This window comes from Paenibacillus sp. FJAT-27812 (assembly GCF_001273905.1).
In the GTDB taxonomy this organism is placed as follows: domain Bacteria; phylum Bacillota; class Bacilli; order Paenibacillales; family Paenibacillaceae; genus Pristimantibacillus.
This window is the reverse complement of sequence record NZ_LIGH01000001.1, coordinates 4,416,472-4,439,123: the sequence shown is the minus strand read 5'-3', so window position 1 is coordinate 4,439,123 and position 22,652 is coordinate 4,416,472. Positions and strand designations below refer to the sequence as shown.

The 22,652-nt window shown below is 51.0% G+C and carries 4 protein-coding genes; all 4 read right to left on the bottom strand.

Annotated features, from left to right (window positions below):
* Window positions 1–33 precede the first annotated feature (33 nt).
* The 4 genes from ADU23_RS18525 to ADU23_RS18510 all read right to left on the bottom strand — a co-directional run bounded on the left by ADU23_RS18525 (window position 34) and on the right by ADU23_RS18510 (window position 22,615).
* Entirely contained in the window at window positions 34–20,289 is a 20,256-nt protein-coding gene (locus tag ADU23_RS18525; RefSeq protein ID WP_053375082.1) for a non-ribosomal peptide synthase/polyketide synthase, read from the bottom strand.
* Window positions 20,290–20,311: 22 nt separating this feature from the next.
* Window positions 20,312–21,088, bottom strand: a complete 777-nt coding sequence (locus ADU23_RS18520) for a thioesterase II family protein (RefSeq protein ID WP_053375081.1) — start codon at window positions 21,086–21,088, stop codon at window positions 20,312–20,314.
* A 254-nt stretch (window positions 21,089–21,342) separates the two neighbouring features.
* The gene (locus ADU23_RS18515) at window positions 21,343–22,029 is read right to left on the bottom strand and encodes a 4'-phosphopantetheinyl transferase family protein (RefSeq protein ID WP_053375080.1); all 687 of its coding nucleotides are present in this window, start codon (window positions 22,027–22,029) and stop codon (window positions 21,343–21,345) included.
* 4 nt (window positions 22,030–22,033) lie between these two features.
* On the bottom strand, window positions 22,034–22,615 hold the full coding sequence (locus ADU23_RS18510) for an RNA polymerase sigma factor (protein WP_053375079.1): 582 nt from the start codon (window positions 22,613–22,615) through the stop codon (window positions 22,034–22,036).
* Window positions 22,616–22,652: the final 37 nt, after the last annotated feature.

The following is a 22,652-nucleotide window of genomic DNA, read 5'->3' as shown; positions in this document are numbered from 1 at the left end:
GTTTGCCAGAGGATAGACCGCATTAACTGCAAATTACAACTCAATCGATTCCAAAATGCTATCAAGGTCCTCCAGCGTTAGCTCGCCATCGCCTAGGTCGCTAGGCGTGAGCTCCTGCGTTTCCCTAAGGACGCAATGCTCGATAATTTCGAGCAAACGATTCAACAGCAGGTCGATCAATCCTTCAGCTGTTGCAGCTTCGTATTCCTGTTCGCTGTAATGAAGCTCCAGCTTCAGCTTGCCTTCATACACAAGACCCGTCACGTCGAGCGAGACCGTGCGCTCTGATTCCCTGCTGAACGGCAACCCGGAATCATAAGAAGACATGCTCATGCTGCTTCCGTTTTCGGAATCGCCGCCGAATTGCCCCAAATAATTGAACGAAATTTCCGGTTCCAGCTCAAATCGTTGGCGCATATCTGACATAAACTTCAAAATGCCGTAACCAAGCCCCTTGTTCGGCACTTTACGAAGCATTTCTTTGGTCAGCTTAATCAGATAACCAAGGTCGCCTGCTTGCTTCGTTTCGAGAATGACTGGGAACTGTGACGTGAACCAGCCTACGGTGCGCGTAATGTCCAGCTTTTCCGTAAACGCTTCGCGTCCATGCCCTTCCAAATTAACCGCAAACGTATCGCCATTGCTCCAATCCTTCAATGCGAGAGCAAGTGCTGCCATCAGCAGATCGTTCATTTCCGTTCGGTAAGCTTCATGGGCGCCCTTCAAAAGCTTGCCGGTAGCCTCCTCGCTCAGCTCTCTGCCAATGCTGCGCATATGCTTCACGCGATTATCGGACGAATGCCTATCCTTAGGCAGCTCAACAATTTCCGTTTGCCCAAGCTTTTCCCAATAGGCAGCTTCGCTTCGCAGCTGCTCGCTGCCAGCATAGCTGGAAAGCTGTTCAGCCCAATACCGGTAAGAATCCGTTTTGTCAGGGAGTACGATAGTCTGGCCTAGCTCTGCCTGCCGGTACGCTTCCTCCAAATCCTCGAATAAGATACGCCATGATACGCCGTCTACCACCAAATGATGGATCGTGATCAATAAATGGTCACCGTCATCCGTAACGAACAGGCCAAGCTTGACAAGCGGCCCATCTGCCAGATTCATGCTGCTCTGAATTTTTGCTGCCGCATGCAATAAGGCTAGTTGAATCTGCTCGTTGGTCTGCCCCCGAAGATCAAATTGCTCCAGCGAGAAATGCTCGCCGCCCGCAGCTTCGTTGCGCTGCTTCACCTTGCCGCTGCTGTCAGCATCAAATCGGAGCCGCAGGGCATCGTGGTGCTGTGTCAGCTTGTGGAATACCAGGTGAAGCATGTCAGCGTCAAAGCCTTCTTGCCTGTATATCAGCTCCGTTTGGTTCCAGTAATGCTGATCGGTAAAGCTGTTTTCAAAAAACCAATGCTGAATCGGCGTTAGCGGCACCTCGCCTTCCACTGCAGCCTGTGAAATCGTTCGCTCTATGAGCTTCAAACGTGGACTCAGCTCCGCAATAGTCGGATACCGGAACAAGTCGCGCACTTCAAAGCGCAATCCGTGCTTGTTTAGCCTTGCCGCAGCTTGTATCGCTTTAATCGAATCTCCGCCTAGCTGGAAGAAGTGATCCCTCGTACCGACCCGTTCAACGCCAAGCAGCTCCTGCCAGATCAAGGCTAGAATCTGTTCTTTGTCACCGACAGGCGCCTGATAATGATCTGATCCGCTGCTTGTACGGTCTGGAGCAGGCAACGCTCGGCGGTCTACCTTGCCGTTAGCCGTCACCGGAAGGCGATCCAGCAGTACGATGAAAGCTGGCAGCATGTAATCTGGAAGCAGCTGCGAGAGTTCATCTCGCAGGGCAGCTGGCTCCGATTCATCTTCCGCAGTGACATATGCGCATAAATACTTACCGCTTCCATCGTCGTCCCTAGCCACGACTACCGTTTCCTTCACACGGGCCAACTGCAGCAGTGCTCCCTCGATTTCCCCAAGCTCGATTCGGTAGCCTCGGACCTTAACCTGGTCATCTATTCTTCCGATGTAATCAATTCTGCCGTCAGGGAGAAAACGGGCTGCGTCTCCCGTTCGGTATAAGCGAGCACCAGCCTGATACGCATCCGCCACAAAATTCTCGTCCGTCATTTCCGGCAGGCGGAGGTAACCGCGCGCTAACCCTGCTCCGGCAATACACAACTCGCCAACCGCGCCAATCGGCATCATTTGACCGTCCGCGCCAAGGATACGAATGCTGGTGCCAGAGATCGGACGGCCAATTGTAACTTGGCATCCCGGCTGCAAATCACGTTCGATGGTCGCGACCACGCTGCTTTCCGTAGGGCCGTATTCATTGATCAGCTCGATGCTGTCATTAACGGATTTGCTAAGCGCAATCACCTTATCCGTTACCCGCTCGCCCGCTAGAGTGACCATGCGAAGCGTTGCCGCCTCTTCTGCGCTTAAGCATTCCAGCACACCGGCGTACAAGCTCGGAACGCTGATGAAATGGGTTACGCCATGTTCGACTATGTTATTTTTGATCGCCACAGGATCCTTCGCTTCATCCTCCTCCAGCAGAATGACCGTTGAACCGGAAACGATCGGCGTATAAAAACTCGTAACAAAACCGTCAAAAGCAAAGGAGAACAGCTGCAATACGCGATCGGATGCCGATAAGCCGTACGCTTCCTTCCGCCACCATATATTTCCGGCAATGCTCCGATGCTCGATCATGACACCCTTCGGCTTGCCTGTCGTTCCTGACGTATAGATGATATAAGCAAGATCGCTTGATCGATTGCCTACGCTTAGATTCGATCCGTCAATCGCGTAAAGCGAAGCATCGCACAAATCCAGCCAAACGGCTGACGTTCCATGAGCGGCTGCCTTCATCCATTCAGCTTGCGACAACACGAACTCGGCTTCGCTGTTCTCCAGCATGAAAGCAATGCGCTCTGCCGGATAGGCAGGATCGATAGGCATATAGGCGCCGCCTGCTTTTAATACCGCAAGCATGCCGACGATCATTTCGAATGAACGATTAGCCATTATGCCGACTACCGATTCCGCCTCGACGCCGCGTTCTCTCAGCGTCCGAGCCAATCGGTTGGCTCGTTTGTTCAGCTCCTCGTAGGTCATATGCTCCGACCCAAGCGACAGCGCAATTTGCTTTGGAATTAGTCCCGCTTGAAGCTCGAATAATCCGTGAAGCGTCTCGGCAGGCGCTTGAATCGATGGCGCCGCATTAAATGCGACTAACATTTGCTCCTTCTCGGCGCTATCCAGCATATCGATCTGCGCAAGCGCAATGCCCGGATTCCGCGTAATTTCGCGCAGCGTCTGAATGAAATGTTTGGACATCCGCTCCATCGTTTCACTGCGGAACAATGAAGTGCCATATTCCCAGCTAAGCGATAATCCGTCTTCTTCCTCAACGGCTGCAAGCGTCAAATCAAACTTCGAAATCTTGTTCTCATAAGCAAACGGCTCAATCGTCATTTGCTCCATTTCCAACACTTCTTGATCCATATTTTGCAAAATAAAGACGGTGTCAAAGAGCGGGTTGCGGCTTAGATCGCGATAAGGCTGCAGCTTCTCAACCATCGATTCAAACGGGTAATCCTGGTTGTCATATGCTTCATAAGCATGCTGCTTCACTTCGTTTAGGAAATGAAGGAACGTCTTGCCGCTTTCCGGCCGATTGCGCATCGGCAGCGTGCTGACGAACATGCCGATCAACCCTTCGGTATCACCATGCGTTCTGCCGGCAATCGGCGTGCCTACGACGATGTCGTTTTGGTTCGTATACTTGGCGAGCAGCACGTTATAGGCAGCTAAGAGAACCATAAATAGCGTCGTACCCGTATCTGAGGCTAGCTCTTTCAATTCGCGAAGCAGCTGCCCATCTGCCTCGAAATCGTAATAGTCGCCCTCCAAGCTTCGTACGGCAGGTCTCGGGAAGTCGGTTGCCAGCTCGAGCGCCGGTATCTCACCTGCGAACCGCTCCGTCCAATAGGCCTCCTGCTTGCTCATCACCCCTGCTTCGAACAAGCCATGCTGCCATAGCGCAAAATCTTTATATTGGATCTTCAGCTCCGCCGGCTCCTCGCCGCGATAAAGCTGTGTAAACTCTTGAATGAGCACATTCATGGAAATGCCGTCCGAAACAATATGGTGCATATCAAAGAGCAGCAAATGCTCTTCATCGGAAAGCTTTAAAAGCCCAACGCGCAGCAGCGGCGCTTCGCTTAAATCAAACGGCCTGACAAAAGACTCGATGGACGCAATCGCTTCTGCTTCCTCGCCTACCATCCATTCCATCTGCAGCGCAGCTGCCTTGTGCACGATCTGTACCAGCTCAGACTCGATTGTTTGGAAAGATGTGCGCAGCGATTCATGACGGTTCACAAGCTGCTGGAACGAGTCTTCAAGCTTGCTGCGGTTAAGGGCGCCTTTCAGGCGCAGCACTCCCGGCATGTTATAGCCAGTCCCCGGCCCCTCTAATTGATCCAGCACATACAATCGTTTTTGTGCGGACGATAGCGGGTAGTTTTCTCTTGGCTGTACAGGCTGAAGCGCCAGATCCGCTGACGAAGCGGACTTCCTTACAAAATCGGCTATATCCCTAATCGCGACGCTCTCAAAAATAACGCGCAGCGGCACCTCCGCATTAAACGCCCGGTAAAGCTGGGCAACGAGCTGCATCGCTTTGAGCGATTGTCCGCCAATCATGAAGAAATGATCAGCCATGCCAACCCGCTCTAGCTGCAGCAGGTCTTGAACGATTGCCGCCACCTTCTCTTCCAGCTCATCCGACGGAGCCGCATAATCCAGCCTGCCTAACAGCTCAAGATCAGGTGCGGGAAGCGCCCTCGGATCAAGCTTGCCATTTGGCGTAAGCGGCAGCTGTGATAGCTGAATAAAGTAAGCTGGAACCATGTACCCCGGTAATTCCTGCGCCATGCTTGCCCTGACGTCTAGAACGGCAAGCTCGTCATCCGATACGATATACGCGCATAAATATTTCTGCCCGCTATCGTCGTCCCGTGCGATTACGGCTGCTTCTTTGATCATATCCAGCTTCATTAAATGGGCTTCAATCTCGCCAAGCTCGATCCGATATCCGCGGATTTTAACTTGGTTGTCCAATCTTCCGGCAAAATCAATCGTTCCGTCCTCAAGCCAGCGCGCCAAGTCTCCCGTTCGGTATATTCTTTCGCCCGATGCAAATGGACCCGCAACAAACTTGGCGGCCGTCATTTCCGGCTGATTAAAGTAGCCTCTTGCGAGCCCGGCGCCGGCGATACAAAGCTCGCCATAAACGCCAACCGGCTGCAGCTTCATATGCTCATCCACGATATATACGCGAGTGTTCGCGATAGGACGGCCAATCGTGACCTTTTTGCCTGGAAGAAGCCCCTTCTCTGCCGTCGTGATTACGCTGCTCTCCGTTGGACCATATTCGTTAAACAGCGTGAGCTGATCATTGAGCGCTATACTCTTCTCAATCATGCTAACGGGGACATGCTCTCCTCCCAGCGTGACCGCTTTGAGCGATGCGGCTTCCTTCTCGCTTAACATCTCGAGCAGCGCCGCGTATAGACTTGGCACGGTGCTGAAATGCGTAATCTGCTGGCTCGTCATGCAGCCTTTCAAAGCAAGCGGGTCCTTTGCTTCCTCGTCCATTGCGATAACGGAGGCGCCTCCAGCCGCCATAGGAGCAAAGAAGCTGGCTGCGAACGCGTCAAAAGCATAGGAAAGGATTTGCAATACACGGTCGCCGGCACTAAACCGATACTCTTCCGCACGCCAAGCAATCGTATTCACGATGCTGCGATGCTCGATCATTACCCCTTTTGGACGACCGGTCGTTCCGGAAGTATAAATGACGTATGCCAAATGCTCCGGGCTGTTCACTTTCTTAAGATCGGCGTCATCCTCGCTGTAGCAGCTGGAGTCAAGCAAATCGATCGTTTGTCCCCCGTAGAAAATGTCGCTGGCAATCTCGCCTTGCGTCAGCAGCAGCTCGGAGCCGCTATCCTCCAGCATGTAGCGAATGCGATCCTGCGGGTAGTCCGGGTCAATCGGCACATACGCCGATCCCGATTTTAGAACCGCGAGTATGGCTACGGTCATCTCTATGGAACGATTGGCCAAAATGGCTACGGTTCGATCAGGCCCTGCTCCTTTGGCACGGAGCGTCCGAGCGAGCCGATTCGCTTGGCCGTTCCATTCCTTGTAGGTCAAGCTTGCTTGGCCCGCAATGATTGCAGGAAGCTCGGGCGTCCTCCTTGCCTGCGATTCTACTAATTCATGCAAAAGCTTCGCATCCGTATCATAGACAGTCGCCGTATCGTTGAAAGCATGGATTAAACGATGCTCCTCCTCCCTCGACAGCAGCCTAAGCTCGCTGAGCTTAACATCCGGCTGCTGTACGGCTGAGCGGATCAGCTCTATCAAATGCTTCGACATCCGCTGTGCCGTGCTCGGGCTAAACAGCTTCGAGCTGTATTCGAGCACAAAAGCCAGATCGTCCTGCGTTTCCGTTGCCTCCAGCGTCAGGTCGAACTTCGTCATCGTTTCTTTTGCTTCGAACGGCGAAAGCTTTACATTCTCCAATTGAAATGGCTGCTCATCCGTGTTCTGCAAAATAAACATCGTATTGAACACCGGATTGCGGCTCAAATCTTGTTTAACCTGAAGCTTCTCCACCAGCTGGTCGAACGGATAATGCTGATGCTCATACGCTTGCACCATACGGGCTTTCACGCTTGCCAGTAAATCTCGGAAGGTAAACCCAGCGTTTACCTCTGTTCGCAGCGCCAACGTACCGACAAACATGCCGACGATGCCCTCCAGATCCGCGTGCGAGCGGCCAGCGGTCGCCGTGCCCACGATCAAGTCGGATTGTCCGCTGTATTTGGCAAGAAGCACATTAAATGCCGCGAATAAAACCATGTACAGCGTAGTTCCCGTTTCCGCTGCGAGCCGGTTCAGCTCGTCCCGAAGCGGTATGCCTGAGCCAAAAGCGACGCGCGCCCCTTCGAAGCTCTGCCTTGCTGGGCGCGGGTAGTCCGTCGGCAGCTCCAATACCGGCAGCTCGCCAGATAAGCACTCCAGCCAATAGGCCTCCTGCTCCTTCAAAAATGCTGCGGTAAATTGCCGGTTCTGCCAAGCGGCAAAATCCTTATAATGAAGCTTCAGCTCCGGCAGCGCTTCCCCGCCGTACAACGCTGCAAACTCGCTCAAAATAATGCCCATCGACACGCCGTCGGACACGATATGATGCACGTCAAAGAGGAATAAATAACGATCCTCTGACAGCTTTACTAGAGCCGCGCGCATGAGCGGCGCTTGTCCCAGATCAAACGGGCGAACGAAATCAGCCGTTAATTGTTCCAGCTCTTCATCCGGTGCATGCAGCGCCTCCGACAATTCGACGTGGAATTCGGCAGCATGATGCACTTGCTGAATCGCTTTGCCATCTTGCATATGGAAGGATGTTCGCAGCGATTCATGGCGTTGAATGAGGGTGCGCAGCGCAGCCTCTACTCTTGCCGGATCGATATGGCCCTCCATGATCATCGCATCCGGCATATTGTAGCTGGTGCCCGTACCTTCGAATTGGTTCAAGATGTACAAACGTTTCTGTACGGACGAGAGCTCGTACGTTTCCTGCCATTCAATCGGCTGGATGGCCATGAACTTGGATGCGGAGCTCTCTTCCGCAGCATCGATGTGCCTGCCCATCATCGCGATTGTCGGCGCCTCGAATATCATTCGCAGGGGCACCGCAATGCCGAATGCTTTATGAATATGCGACACGAGGGTCATGGCTTTAAGCGAATGTCCGCCAATCTGGAAAAAATCATCATTCACGCCGATTCCCGTCGTTCCAAGAACAAGCTCCATCACCTCAGCAAGCCGCTTCTCGGCCGGTGTGGACGGCGCAGCGTATTCTGCCGATTTAAGCTGGCTTCCGGCTAGCTCCGGCAACGCCTTTCGGTCGATTTTCCCGTTTGGAGTCAGCGGCATTTGCTCAAGCAGCACAACTTGAGAAGGCACCATATATACCGGCAGCTCCCCGATTAAATGGGCCTGAATCTCATTAAGCTTTGGCTCGCTCGTACTTACGATATAAGCGCATAAATACTTTTGCTTATAAGCATCCTCATGAGCCATTACGATAGCCTCGCGAATGTCCGGATGCTTAAGCAAGCAAGCTTCGATCTCGCCGAGTTCGATTCTGTATCCGCGTACTTTCACCTGGTGGTCATCGCGGCCAAGGAACATGAGGTTGCCGCCTTGCATCCAAGTCGCTAGGTCGCCTGTCCGGTACAGCCGATCTCCAGATATGAACGGATTTGCAACAAACTTCTCTGCCGTCAGATCCTCTCGTCCAAAATAACCGCGCGCCACACCGGCGCCGCCGATATAAAGCTCGCCCGCTACGCCTACCGGCAGAAGCTTCATTGCAGAATCAAGCACGTAATAGGACATGTTCGGCAGCGGCTTGCCAATAGGGGTATTGCCTGCTGCCGGCAGCTCGCTTATCGACGCCTCGTAGTAGCTTGAATCGATACTAGCTTCCGTTACGCCGTAGCTGTTAATGATACGCATCTGAGTGCCGAAACGGCTTAGCAGCTTATGGAATTCGACAATAGGACAGCTGTCTGCCCCCAAAATCAGCAGCTTGAGAAAGCTCACGTCTAAGCCATTCTCGTAAATATGCTGCATCAGCGGTGCGATCAAAGACGGCGTCGATTCAAAAATATTGATCTTATGCTTAAGCATCAGCTCATATAAAGATGCTGGGTCTAGCTTCACATCGTTTGGACAAATGATAAGCTCGCCGCCACTCAGCAAAGCGCGTGCCATATCTCCCGCGAATACATCAAATGAGAAGCTTGCCATTTGCAGAAGCTTTACCGGGAACTGTTCCAGCTCATATTTTTCCTTCCAAGCCAAAGCGACGTTCATATATTGACGATGCTCGATCATTACGCCCTTTGGCTTGCCTGTTGTTCCGGACGTATAAATGATATAAGCCAAGTGATGCGGAGCCGACCAGCTGATCGGTTCCGAACCGTCTCCTCCCGCTTCCTCGATTTCCTCCATGACGAGGATATTGCCCGTCAATTCGGCTGATTCCAGCTGGCCACGCTGCGTAATCACAACCGACGCTTGGCTGTCCTGAAGCAGATAGGCAATCCGCTCCTTTGGATATTCCGAATCGATCGGTAGGTAAGCTGCCCCGGCCTTCATCACACCCAGCGCCGCGACGATCATATCGACAGATCGGTCGACCATAACGCCAACGATGCTCTCCGGTGCCACACCTTTGCCGCGAAGCGCATGTGCAACTCGATTCGCTCGCGTATCCAGCTCTAGATACGTAAGCGAAATCCCGCCTGCCGTAACGGCTGGATGCTCTGGCGTTTGCTCTGCTTGCAGCGCAAACAGCTCATGAAAGGTTAATTGAGTCTGATAATCCCGCTGCGTATCATTAAATTCCGCAAGCAATTGCCGTTTCTCTTCGGCTGATAAGTAATCAATCTCCTCAATCCGAAGCTGCGGATCTGCAGCTGCAGCCTTCACGATCGCCATATAATGCAAGGCGGCACGCTCGATTGTTTCCCGCTTGAACAGCTTGGTGCTGTATTCCCATTCCAAGTGAAGCGCGTTTGACATCTCAACCGCATCCAGCGATAAATCGAACTTGGAGGTTGGATTATCCATTCCATAAGGAACGAAGGTCAGCTCATTCACGACGAGCGCTTCTGTATCGCTCATTTGGTGGCTGAACATCGTGTCAAACAGCGGGTTGCGGCTGAAATCACGCTGCAGCTGCAGCTTATCGACAAGCTCCTCGAATGGATATTCCTGATTCTCGAACGCTTCGAGGGTTGCGCCTTTCACTTGGTCAAGCAGCTCCAAAAATGACATGCCCGGTGCAAGTTTGCTGCGGATTGCCAACGTATTAACGAACATGCCTGCCAAATTCAGCACTTCAACATGTGTCCTGCCTGCAACCGGCGTGCCGATAACGATATCCTGTTGGCCGGAATATTTGCTTAACAGGACATAATATGCCGTAAGCAATAGCATGTACATCGTCGTACCCGTGTCCTGCGCAAAGCTTCGGAGCTCTTCTAAAAGCTCTTCCCCGGCTTCAAAAACGAATCGATCGCCCTCGAAGCTTTGGACTGGCGGCCTTGCATAATCTGTTGGAAGCTGCAAGACAGGTAGCTCGCCATCCGCAAACTGGTTTAACCAGTAATCTTCCTGCCGCTCCATCACATCCGAACAATGCCTCTCCTGCTGCCAAACGGCGAAATCCTTATACTGCACCTTCAGCTCTGGAAGCTGAGCGCCGCTGTAGAGCTTCATGAATTCATCGACCAAGAGGCGAATGGACTCTCCGTCAGAGACGATATGATGCATGTCAATAAGCAAGATATGCTGCAATTCCGACAGCTTCAGCAGCTCTACACGCAAGAGCGGCGGCTCGTCTAGATGAAAGGGCCGCACAAATTGCTGAACGATTTCATTCACTTCATGCTCCTCCACTGCTCTTACAGGCATCTCCAGCTCAATATGGCCGTGAACCTTCTGGAACGGTTCGCCATCCACCGAATGGAAGGAGGTTCGCAAAATTTCATGCCTGCGAACGATGCTGCGGAATGCCTCCAGCCATTTGGCATGGTCAAGCGGGCCTTCGATCCGCAGAGCGTCGGACATATGATAGCTGGTGCTGCCGCCTTCCTCGAATTGACTAAGAATGTATAGACGCTTCTGTTCAGAAGACAACGGATATAAGGACATGTGCCGCGCAATCGGAATGGCGCGGTCTTGCGCACTCCTTGCTGCGCCACGTGCTTTCAAAGCTTGGGCAAGCCCCTCAATCGTCGGTGAAGCAAACAGCTCCCGAAGCGGAATATCCGTGCCGAATTTGCTAGATACATGCGAGAGTATAACCATCGCCTTCAGCGAATGACCTCCAAGCTCGAAGAAATGATCCATTACGCCGATCCGGTCGACGCCAAGCACATCCTCCCAAATCTCGGCAAGCATCCGCTCATCCTCATTGCTCGGTGCTTTATATTCAGCCAAGAGCAAGTCGCCGCTAGGCGCAGGCAGCGCTTTGCGGTCTACTTTCCCGTTCGGCGTAAGCGGAAATACATCCATTTGGACAAAATAAGACGGAACCATATAGCTAGGCAATGCCGACGCTATAAGCTCTTTAAGCTCAGCCTGCTCCAGAATTCGATCTGCGGTAAAATAAGCGCATAGGTATTTCTGGTTGCGAGAATCGCTGCGGTCCATCACGAGAACCTGCTTGATTGCTTCATGCTCCAGCAGCTGTACCTCGATTTCGCCGCATTCAATCCTATGTCCGCGTATTTTCACCTGATGGTCAATCCGTCCTCTATATTCCAAGCTTCCGTCCGGAAGCCATCTAGCCAAGTCGCCTGTTCGATACAGCCGCGCAGCGAACTCTGTATGGAATGGATCTTTCATAAATGCCTTATCCGTTCTGGCTGGATCATTCAAATAACCGCGTCCAACTCCGATACCTGAGACGCATAGCTCTCCCACCACGCCAATTGGCAGCAGATTCATATGCGGATCCGTAATGTATACCCGCATATTGCGTACAGGCTTGCCGATTGGCATAACGTCTGATTCAGGCGCCCTATCCAAAATATGCAGCGTAACATCATCAGCCGCTTCAGTTGGACCATAAGCGTTGACCAGCTTAATATGCGGATACCGCTCAAACCATTGTCTGGCTGTTTGCGCTTTGGCCGCTTCACCCGTAATGATCAAATGCTCCAACGCGGGCAGCTTTTCATCCAAATCCATCTCAAGCAGTGCCGACATAAAGGAGACGACAACTTCCAGCACCGTTACGCCGTCTTTCGCAACCGCTGAGATGAACGATTTAGGCGTAGAAATTAATTCATCCGGATAGATGACCGTTTTTCCGCCAATAGTGAGCGCCGTAACGAACTGCCACACGGAGATATCGAAGCAATGCGGTGCATTTTGCGCCATGACGCAGCTTTCCTTCATTTTCAGCTCTTCGATCATCGCTTCAATGTGGTTAAGCATGCCCGCGTGCTCCAGCATGGCTCCTTTGGGCTTGCCCGTTGAGCCGGAGGTGTATAACACATATGCCAGCTGCTCGGGTTTAACTTCAAGCGCTACGTTGCTGCTTGGAAACGAATCAAGCGAGTCCATGATTACATCTAGGCTAATTAACTCAGCTCCCGGCAAAACAGACTTAACCTCATCGCTGCAAAATAACGACTCGGTTAAAACAATTTCAGCTTGCGAGCCGAGAATCATATCTGCAATCCGCTGCAGCGGATATGCAGGATCTACCGGCACATAAGCCCCGCCTGCTTTCCAAATTGCCAATATACATTCGACCATTCTTGGCTTGCGGTCCATAAAGATAGCAACGCGGTCGTCACGGCCTATGCCCTTCTCCATCAGAAGCCGTGCGAGCTGGTTCGCTCGCAGATTCAGCTCGGAGTAGGTCAGCCTTTCCTCGCCGAAACTGACAGCAATACGGTCTGGAACACGCTGCGCCTGCTCCTCGAACAAGGATATAGCCGTTGCGCCTTGACGAGAGGGCATCGCCGTAAAATTGAATAGGTGAATGATTTGCTCTTTCTCTCCATCCGTCAATAAAGGCACTAGAGCAAGCTGAATATCAGGCTGCATAGCTACTGCTTCAAGGATTTGAGAAAAATGGCCAGCAAATCGTCTTGCCGTTGCTTCCCTGAACAGCCTCGTGCAATATTCAACCGTAAAAGCGATTTTGCCATCCTTTTCGAGGGCTTCCACCGAAATGTCGAATTTGGATATTTTCTCTTCGACGGTCAAGGTTTGGAACGCCACGCCGTCCATCGCAAGCTCCACCGTTTCCACATTATTAAGGCTGAACATCGTATCAAAGATCGGATTCCGGCTTAAATCCCTCCGTATAGCAAGCTTGTCGAGCAGCTCCTCGAACGGATAATTTTGATGCTCGAAAGCCGCTAGCGCGCTATCCTTCACTTGCTGCAAATATCGATTGAAGGTCTGTTCCGCGCTTGGATAGCTGCGGATGGCAAGCGTATTGACGAACATGCCAATCATATCGTTCACATCTGCATGCGTCCGGTTCGCAACAGGCGTCCCGACGATAACGTCTTCCGACCCGCTGTATTTGAACAAAAGCACCTTGTAGGCGGCAAGCAGCAGCATGTACATGGTCGTTCCGCTTGCTGCGGCCAATTGCGTCAGTCTTTCAGTTAGGGCAGCATCAATCTCGAAGGAAAAGCTTTCCCCTTCAAAGCTTTGCACCGGAGGGCGCGTGTAATCGCATGACAATTCCAATACAGGCAGCTCCCCGGAAAGCGCGTGAAGCCAGTACTGCTCCTGGCTGCGGTAGTCTTCGGAATCGATCCAGCTTTGCTGCCATACCGCATAATCTTTATATTGCAGGCGAGGAGCCGGGAGCTCTTCCGCGGCGTATCCCCGAATCAGCTCGTCAATGATGACGGCAACCGAAACGCCATCGGAAATAATGTGGTGCATATCAACTAGCAGCAAATGCTGATCCTCGGATAGCGCCGCCAGGCACACTCGCAGAAGTGTAGGCTCGCTTAAATCGAAAGGACGAATGAATTGCTGGACGGTTTGCGGGATGTCTGCTTCATCCGCGCTGATATAATGAATGGCGAAATGGGCGTCCTCATGGATACGCTGCACGGGATTTCCGTTTTCAAGCCGGAATGAAGTACGCAGCGATTCATGCCTCCGAACGGTTTGGGCAAAAGCTTGCTCCAGCCGCACATGATTCAGCTGTCCCGTAATCCGTATAGCGGCAGGCAAATTATAGGCTGTTCCTGCTTGAGCGCCTTCCAGCCGGTCCAATACGAACAGCCTTTTCTGGGCGGATGAGAGCGGATATTCATCCTGAACAGGAGCCGTCTCTACTCGGCTATGAACGGTCAGCCTGTGTGCTCCTGACGGCTTTTCAATTTGTACCGCCTCATCAATGAGGGCTGAAATTTCAGCAATCGTTGGCTGCTTAAAGATCATGCGCAGCGGAATCTTCACATGAAAGGCTGCCAAAATACGTGCCGCCAGCATAGCGGCGCTGAGCGAATGACCGCCGCTGTGGAAGAAATCGTCCTGAACGCCAATGGTTTCTGCTCCAAGAAGCTCCTTCCAAATCTCGACCATCGCCGCTTCCGTCGGCGTGCGCGGTTCCAATTGAACGGCTGCAGCAATCGACCTCTGCGGCGCAGGCAGCGCTCCGCGATCCAGCTTGCCATTGCTCGTCAACGGCATCCGCTCAAGCTCAACGAAAAACGACGGAATCATATAGGACGGCAAATGCTCGGACAGATACTTGCGTATTTCTTGATCATTAATCCGGTACTCCGTTATATAGTAAGCGACTAATATTTTCTGGTTGTGCGCATCGGTTGAGACGACCACTGCGGCTTCCCTAACATTAGGCACCTGCAAGATTGCCGATTCAATTTCGCCAAGCTCGATGCGGTAACCGCGTATTTTCACCTGATGGTCGATACGGCCAAGGTATTCCATTTCCCCGTTTGGCATCATCCGGGCTAGATCACCGGAACGGTAAATTCTCTCGCCGGGCACATGCGGGTTCATAATAAAACGCTCAGCCGTCAGCTCCTCTCGGTTCAAATATCCAAGCGCTACGCCATCGCCGCCGATGTACAGCTCACCGACTACGCCGACCGGGGCCAGTTGCTTGTTCTTATCCAAAATATAAGCGGTAAGCGTAGCAATCGGCTTCCCGATATTGCTTATATTAGCGGCTATTTCCGCATCTCCGATTTCCTTGAACGTCACATGCACGGTCGTTTCTGTAATGCCGTACATGTTAATCAGCCGCGTATTCGGATATTTCTCGCGCCATGGCTGCAGCATCGCGGGGCTTAACGCCTCGCCGCCGAAGATAACATACCGGATACAAAGCTCTTGGTCCGCCCGCTTCAGCTCATCGTGAATGAGCGCATAAAAAGCCGTTGGCGTCTGATTCAAAACGGTTACCCGCTCCTTGCGAAGCAGTTCGGCGAACTCCGCCGAATTTTGCGCCACATGCTTAGGCACGATTACGGTCTTGCCTCCGAATAAAAGCGCACCGTACATTTCCCATACCGAGAAGTCAAAGCAGTACGAATGGAACAACGTCCATACATCCGACTCGCCAAATTCGAACTGAAGCCGATCATGCGCAAGCAAACGTACGACGTTGCGGTGCGTGATCATTACGCCTTTAGGCAGACCCGTCGTACCCGACGTATAAATAATATATAGAAGGTCATCCGGCTCGTTTATAAGCGGGAGGTTGCTCGTCTCTTCCCCGTAGCACGCTTCATCCTGCATATCAATAGCAATTCCGTTATAAGCTTCTATCTTCTTTAAGTGAGCGGATTCCGTCAGTAGCACCAATGCTCCGCTATCCTTAAGCGTAAAGGCTATCCGGTCGGCAGGATATGCCGGATCAATCGGCACATAGGCGCCGCCCGCTTTGATTATCGCGAGCAAACCAATTATCATCTTCTCTGACCGTTCAACTAAGATCGCCACTAAGCTGTTCCGCGACACTCCCCTTTCGCGCAGCGTGCGCGCAAGCCTATTAGCCTGCGCATTCAGCTCGCGATAGGTCAGCGCTTGTCCGTCGTATGCAACCGCAATATGGTCAGGCGTTTTTGCAGCTTGTTCCTCAAACAATGCGACGATAGTAGCCGTTTGCGGATAATCTGCTTTTGCCGAATGAAGGCCATAAAGCAATAAGTGCTTCTCCTCGCTGCTGATGATGGATGTGCTGCCCAGAGTGGTTTCAGGTGCAGAGGTTACGGCGGCAAGCAAATTCAGATAGTGGACTGACAGTCTGTCCATCGTTTCCTGCTTAAACAAATCACGGCAGTATTGCAGCTTAAAGCGAATATGGTCAGCCTGCTCGGAAGCCTCCAGCAGCAAGTCGAATTTGGCAATATCCTCATCCAGCTCGTTCACCTTTAGCTGCAGTCCGCCGATTTCCATCTCGACGATATCGTTATTCATATGTACGAACATCGCATCAAACAGCGGGTTGCGGCTGCTGTCGCGCCCTAGCGCAAGCTTCTCCACAATAGCGTCAAACGGATAGTTCTGATGCTCGTAAGCCTCGAACAGCGTCCCCTTCAACTCCTGTAAAAATTGCAGAAACGTTTTATTCTCCTCCGGAAACGAACGGATGCTAAGCGTGTTTACGAACATGCCGAATACTTGTTCAACCTCTGCCACCGATCGTCCCGCAATCGGGGTGCCTACAATTAGATCCTCTTGCCACGTATACTTGAACAACAGCGCTTGATATGCGGCGAACATCACCATAAAAGGAGTCGTTCCCGTGTCCGCTGCTAGCTTGCGAATCGCATCAGTCAGCACTGCATCGGCGTGAAACCAATTTCGGGCACCGGCAAAGCTTTGTACCGATGGCCTTGGATAATCAGTTGGCATTGCAAGCACCGGCAGCTCGCCTGACAGCTGCTGCAGCCAGTAGTGCTCGTCGCTCTGCGTTGCTTCGCTGCGCAGCTTACGATTTTGCCAAGCCGAGAAATCTTTATACTGGATTTCTAGCGCCGGCAGGCGAGCTCCGCTATAATAAGCTCCAAATTGCTGCAGGAACAGCTGAACGGATACGCCATCCGAAATAATGTGATGCATATCCACAAATAAAGCATGCAGCTTCTCGCCAAGCCTCACCAATAGGACACGCAGCAGCGGCGCATCGTATAAATCAAAGGGGCGAATGAACTCACGCGCAACCAGAGGCAATTGCTCTACGGAAGCGTCTAACATCGGCACTTCCAAATCGAGCTGCGCCAATACCCTCTGGAGCGGAACCCCATCCATCACGACAAAGGAGGTGCGCAGCGCTTCATGCCTCTGAACGAGCATGTTAAGCGAATGCCTAACGCGGTCGGCATCCAAAGGCCCCTCGATGGTGAGCATGCCGGGCAAGTTATAGGCTGTGCTTTCTTCCTCCATCAATTGGAGCAAAAACATGCGCTTCTGCGCAGAGGATACCTCGTAGTACTCTTGTTCCTGGATAGGCACAATCGTCTGTGGCCGAGCCCCTTGCTGCTGCAAATAACGGGATAGCCTGAGCGCTAGACCCTCAATCGTCGGTGCCTCAAACAATTCGCGCAAAGGCAGCTCCACATGGCGCTGCTTATAAAGATTAGCCATGATGACCATAGCCTTCAAAGAATCGCCGCCAAGCTCAAAAAAATTGTCGCGTATGCCGATTCGTTCAATGCCAAGCACCGATTGCCAAATATTCGCAAGCTGCAGCTCGGCGTCGCTCCTCGGAGCGGCATATTCAGCAGCGGTACCGCCAAGCTCTGCGGCTGGCTCCGGCAATGCCCGGCGATCTATTTTGCCATTGGCTGTAAGCGGGAAAGCTTCCAACTGCACGAAGTAAGAAGGAACCATATAACTAGGCAGCAATGACGAAATAAATGCTCTTAGCTCCGCAGATGCAAGCTCCCACATTCCTGTAAAATACGCACATAAATATTTGCTGCCGTTCGAATCGCTGCGATCCAGCACCAGCACTTCTTTGATCGCTTCATGCTGCTGGAGGCGAGCCTCGATGTCGCCGCATTCGATCCGGTGGCCGCGGATTTTTACTTGGTGGTCGATCCGCCCCATATACGCCAGGCTTCCATCAGGGAGCCATCTTGCCAGATCACCCGTACGATACAGCCTCACGCTAGAACCGCTGCGAAACGGATCGTTAAGAAACACCTTCGCCGTTCTCTCCGCATCGTTCAAATAACCGCGTCCAACGCCAATTCCTGAGACACATAGCTCGCCGATTACGCCGATTGGCAGCAGGTTCATTTGCCCGTCAACGACATAGACCTTAAGATTGCGGACAGGCTTGCCGATTGGCATAACATCCCCTTCCGGCGCTTGCTCCATAATATGAAGGGTAATATCGTCACAAGCCTCAGTAGGCCCATAGGCATTAATCAGCTTCACATGAGGATAGCGCTCGAACCAAAGCCGGGCGAGGTCTGCCTTCGCCGCTTCACCGGTAACGAGCAAATTGCCTAGAGCAGCCAAGGAAACGTCCAGCTCCATTTCAAGCAAAGCAGACAGGAAGGATACAACAACTTCAAGCACCGTAACGCCATCCTGCTCGATCTCCGCAATGAACGCTCTCGGGTTCAAAATCAGCTCATTCGGATATATGACCGTAGTCCCTCCGAGCGTAAGCGCCGCTGCGAACTGCCATACGGAGATATCGAAGCAATGCGGAGCGTTCTGAGCCATTATGCAAGCCTCATCCATCTTTAGCTCTTCCACCATCGCTTCTATATGGTTGAGCATGCCGGCGTGCTCAAGCATCGCCCCTTTTGGTTTCCCGGTTGAACCGGACGTATAGATCACGTATGCCAGCTGCTCCGGGATGATCGCTATATCCAAATTCGAGCTGTCCCGTGCCAAAAGCTCCGACGAGCGTTCATCCAGCAATAAAAAATCGGTATCGGGAAGCTGCTTTTGCAGCTCATGGCTAACAAAAAACGATTCTGTCAAAACGCAGCTTGCTCCCGAATCCGAGATCATGTCCCTAATTCGTTGATTCGGATAGTCGGGGTCGACGGGGACATACGCGCCGCCGGCTTTCCATATCGCCAAAATGCATTCCAGCATGAGAGGCTTGCGATCCATCAAAATGGCTACCCGCCCGTCGCGGCTGACGCCTTTGTCGACAAGCAGCCGAGCAAGCCGGTTAGCTCGTTCATTCAATTCATGATAAGTGAGCGTGTTGTCTCCGAACTTGACTGCCGTCTTTGCCGGAAGCCGCTTGGCTTGCATCTCAAATAACGCGATCGCTGTTAAACCCGGAGCTGATAAAGCATCGGTATCGTTAAATTGCTCTAAAATTAGCTGTCTATCTTCAGGCGGGCAAATATCCAATTCACACAGTGATTTACTTGGATTTAACACCGCATCACGGAGCAAACAAACCATATGCCTGCTAATATTTTGGATTTCTTCATGCGTGAACATTTCTGTACGATAATCAAATACCATTTGCAGCTCGCCGGTGTCCCATCGATCCTTGACCGATACGAACATGTCATTCAGCTCATGCCCGCAAAAGAGCTGCTCGGCTACGTAGCTGATCCCGTCCTTTTCCTGCCAGCCCATTACGATATATTCAAGCGTTAGGCCAAATAACGAGCTTACATCGGGTTTGCGAGCTTTTATATCGCTCAAGATCATGTTATACGGATATTTCTGATGCCGAAGCACGCCAGTTTGTTCCTTTAGAACGAAACGCGCGAAGGTGAGAAAATCCATCTCAAGCGTCATTTGGACCCGAACCGGCGTCGTGCTGACGAACATTCCCGGAAGCGCTTTTTCCTTTGCACTCGTACGATTAGCGAAGAAAGTGCCCAGAACCAAATCCTCGTGTCCCGTGATGCGGTAGCAGTATGTATACAGTACAGATAAAAACAAGGTTAATATACTCAAGTTATTCGCCTGGCAAAACGCTCGAATTTGCCGTTCAAGCACCTGTGGTATAACGATGATTTCCCGCTCAGCCTCCGTGCGAATGCTATAGCTGTCCGCTGGCTTCAAAGATATAAATTCCGGCAGCGTAGAAAATTTGTTATCCCAAAATTGCTTGTCCTTCAACCAGCGATCCGATTGCTTATATTCCGTATCGCTTGGAATATATGCCAGATAGGAAGGACGAGATTCCTCGCAAATTGCCCTTCCCTTAACGAGATTAAGATAAATATCGATAATTTCGCTTATCGTAATGACCATGCCGTTGCCGTCAGACAAAATATGATTCATTTTGATGAGAAAGCTGCCTTCATACTCGCCCGTCTTGGTAATGGCAAAGAAATAAAGATTCGCGTCAAAAAAGGGCATAGGCAATCGCATTAGATCACTGGCCCATTGCTCCAGCTCTTCTTTTTCCCGATTGGAAAAATCAATGATCTCCACTTCAAAAGGCTTATATTCAGACACATACTGAGCCGGCTCGCTGCCGGGATCGTTGATCATGCGCAGTCTCATCGTGTCATGAAGCCGGACATAGTGGTTGAGCGCCTGTTTCATGAGTTCAGCATCATACGGCTGCTCCGTTTTGAAGCTAATATTTCCTCCAATGTTTGAGATGCTTGTACCCGGGTAGAACCTCTCTGTGTACCAAATTCTTTTTTGAGCCTCTGTTAACGGATATGCTGATTCCGTATACATCTTATTCCCCTCCATATCATGCCTATCTCACTGATACGCTCTGTAAGGCTTTGGCAGTCTGAAGCATGCTGCCGACATCTTGTGCCAGCTTTTGCTGCTCGTTATGCAGAAAAAAATGATCCCCTTCGAACATCTTCAAATCAGCATGGTAGCTTGTATGTTCCTTCCAAGCGGCAAGCGATTCCATGCTGACAGCGTGATCGTCCAACCCGCCATATGCGGTAATCGGGCAGTGGATGGGCATATCCACCGAATACGTATACGTTTCACAAACCTCAAAATCTGCTCTAAGCCGCGGCAGCAGCAGGTCCATTAACTCATTATTTTGCAGCACGGCATCCGGAGTGCCATTTAATTGTCTTAATTCATTTTTAAGTTCGTCATCTGGGAGCAGGTGAAGCTTCCTATATCGATGTGTGAGATGCGGAGCGGATCGGCCTGAAACGAATAGGTGGTCGGGGATTCTCTTATATTTTCTAGTTAATTGGCGAGCGGTTTCGAAAGCGATCAACGCCCCCATGCTGTGGCCAAAAAAAGCAAACGGCATCGCAAGCAAAGGCTGAATCTCTTCAGCTATCGCATTTACAATCTGATCTAGTGAATGGATCGGAGACTCTAGCCCTCTGCTCTCTCTTCCGGGCAGCTGAACGGCGCAAACCTCGATATTTTTCGGAAAATGCTTTTGCCATTCGCGGTATATACTTGCGCCGCCACCTGCATAAGGGAAACAAAATAATCGCAAATTGGCGTGTGAGTTGATATTTGCAGGAACAAACCAAGAATGAAGCTTGCTTGTCATTATTCCACCTCTTATTCGTTTATTATTAGGATAATAATGATTGAAAAAAATCATTTAGAGGTCGAATCGCCATTATCAACCGCTTTTAATTAACAGTTATTCCATCACCATCCTTATTTTAATAATCAACCACGAACATTATATTTCTAATTTACATGAAATATGTCATCCTAATATTAGCGTCAAGATAATTTTTTAATAAGATAAAACCCATAATAAAGAAAATAATTACAATAATTATACATTTAGTATTACTATCCGATTTGTAGCATGGAGTTGAGCTCCACCATCATAACTTGCTTGGGGAAATAGCCTCTCTTACTGCAAACGGCCAGCTTATAAGCAGCATCGATAACATACTGTTTGAGCTGAAAGTCACTTAATTTGTCTTCCATGATGAGCTGAGAGGATGATCCGTTCTTTCTTACCGTAAACGAGTGTAATGGGATCGAAAGCCCCCTGCCATCAGCTTTAATGAAGCTTTCCTTCATCGTCCATAATTCATAAAAATGGGCAAGCCGCTGCTCCAACGGGTTAGACATAAGCTCCGCGCGCTCCTGTTTCGAAAAATAGGGCAGAGCGATTTGAATATCGATTGGTTTAATCCTCTCCAGGTCAATCCCGACCGGCAATACGTCAATGGCGCATACGATCCAATCCCCTGAATGTGAAACATTAAAGCAGATCAGTTCTTTCCTATCCACCAGATGAGGTTTTCCGTAAGGGTCAACTTCAAAGCGAATGTCATTAACGGACTGTCCGATACGGTTTGCAATAACCTCTCTTGCCAGCCTATCGCCAACTAAGCTTCGAGCAGCATCTTCATATTTTAGAAATCGCTGCACCTTTGTTTGCCTTTCTATGGATGATTCCGTCAACAAGCGATGAAACGCTGTCCTGCTCAATCTCTCTTTCATGTGGAGAGCAAAAATTTGAAGCATTCATTCAAGCCTCCATTTGCGTATTTTTAACCGGCTCATCGTTCATGATGGCCTGTGTCCAGCAGTCGATACGATAGTCCGGCATCATCTTGCGATTAAACCGGTCGCTGTATGGAATTTGGGTAATTCGCAGCGATAATTTGGATCGATGCAGCGCCATTCTGACAGATGCGACCGAGCATTGCAGTTCGTCGGCGATATTTTGATACGAATAATGAAACACCTCGGACAGCAGCAGCATCGCAACCTCTCGCTCCGCCAAATGCTCGGATACCCATTCTACGAGCCCTCTTACCGCCGCGTAATTCAGATCGGTATACGTCAGCTCGGCAGCCGCTTCTATGGAAACCATCGTTTTGCTGCGCCTGCGCAGTTGATCGATCCAAAGATTGCGTGCAATCTTGTTCAGCAGCGTCAGCGGGTGCTGAAAGGCACCGACCTTCCGGTAATATTGGTAAGCCTTCATCCATACATCCTGCGCCAGGTCATCCGCATCCCATTTGCAGCTAGCCAGATAAAGACAATGATTATGAACCTTCTTCATATGCGGTTCAATAAATCGTGCAAATTCATCCGAATGATCCATTCGGCATTCCTCCTACGGCCTATCAACGGTCGATTGT

Coding starts and splice junctions, on each gene's coding strand:
- ADU23_RS18525 (WP_053375082.1), bottom strand. CDS start 20,289: ATGTATACGGAATCAGCATATCCGTTAACAGAGGCTCAAAAAAGAATT.
- ADU23_RS18520 (WP_053375081.1), bottom strand. CDS start 21,088: ATGACAAGCAAGCTTCATTCTTGGTTTGTTCCTGCAAATATCAACTCA.
- ADU23_RS18515 (WP_053375080.1), bottom strand. CDS start 22,029: ATGCTTCAAATTTTTGCTCTCCACATGAAAGAGAGATTGAGCAGGACA.
- ADU23_RS18510 (WP_053375079.1), bottom strand. CDS start 22,615: ATGGATCATTCGGATGAATTTGCACGATTTATTGAACCGCATATGAAG.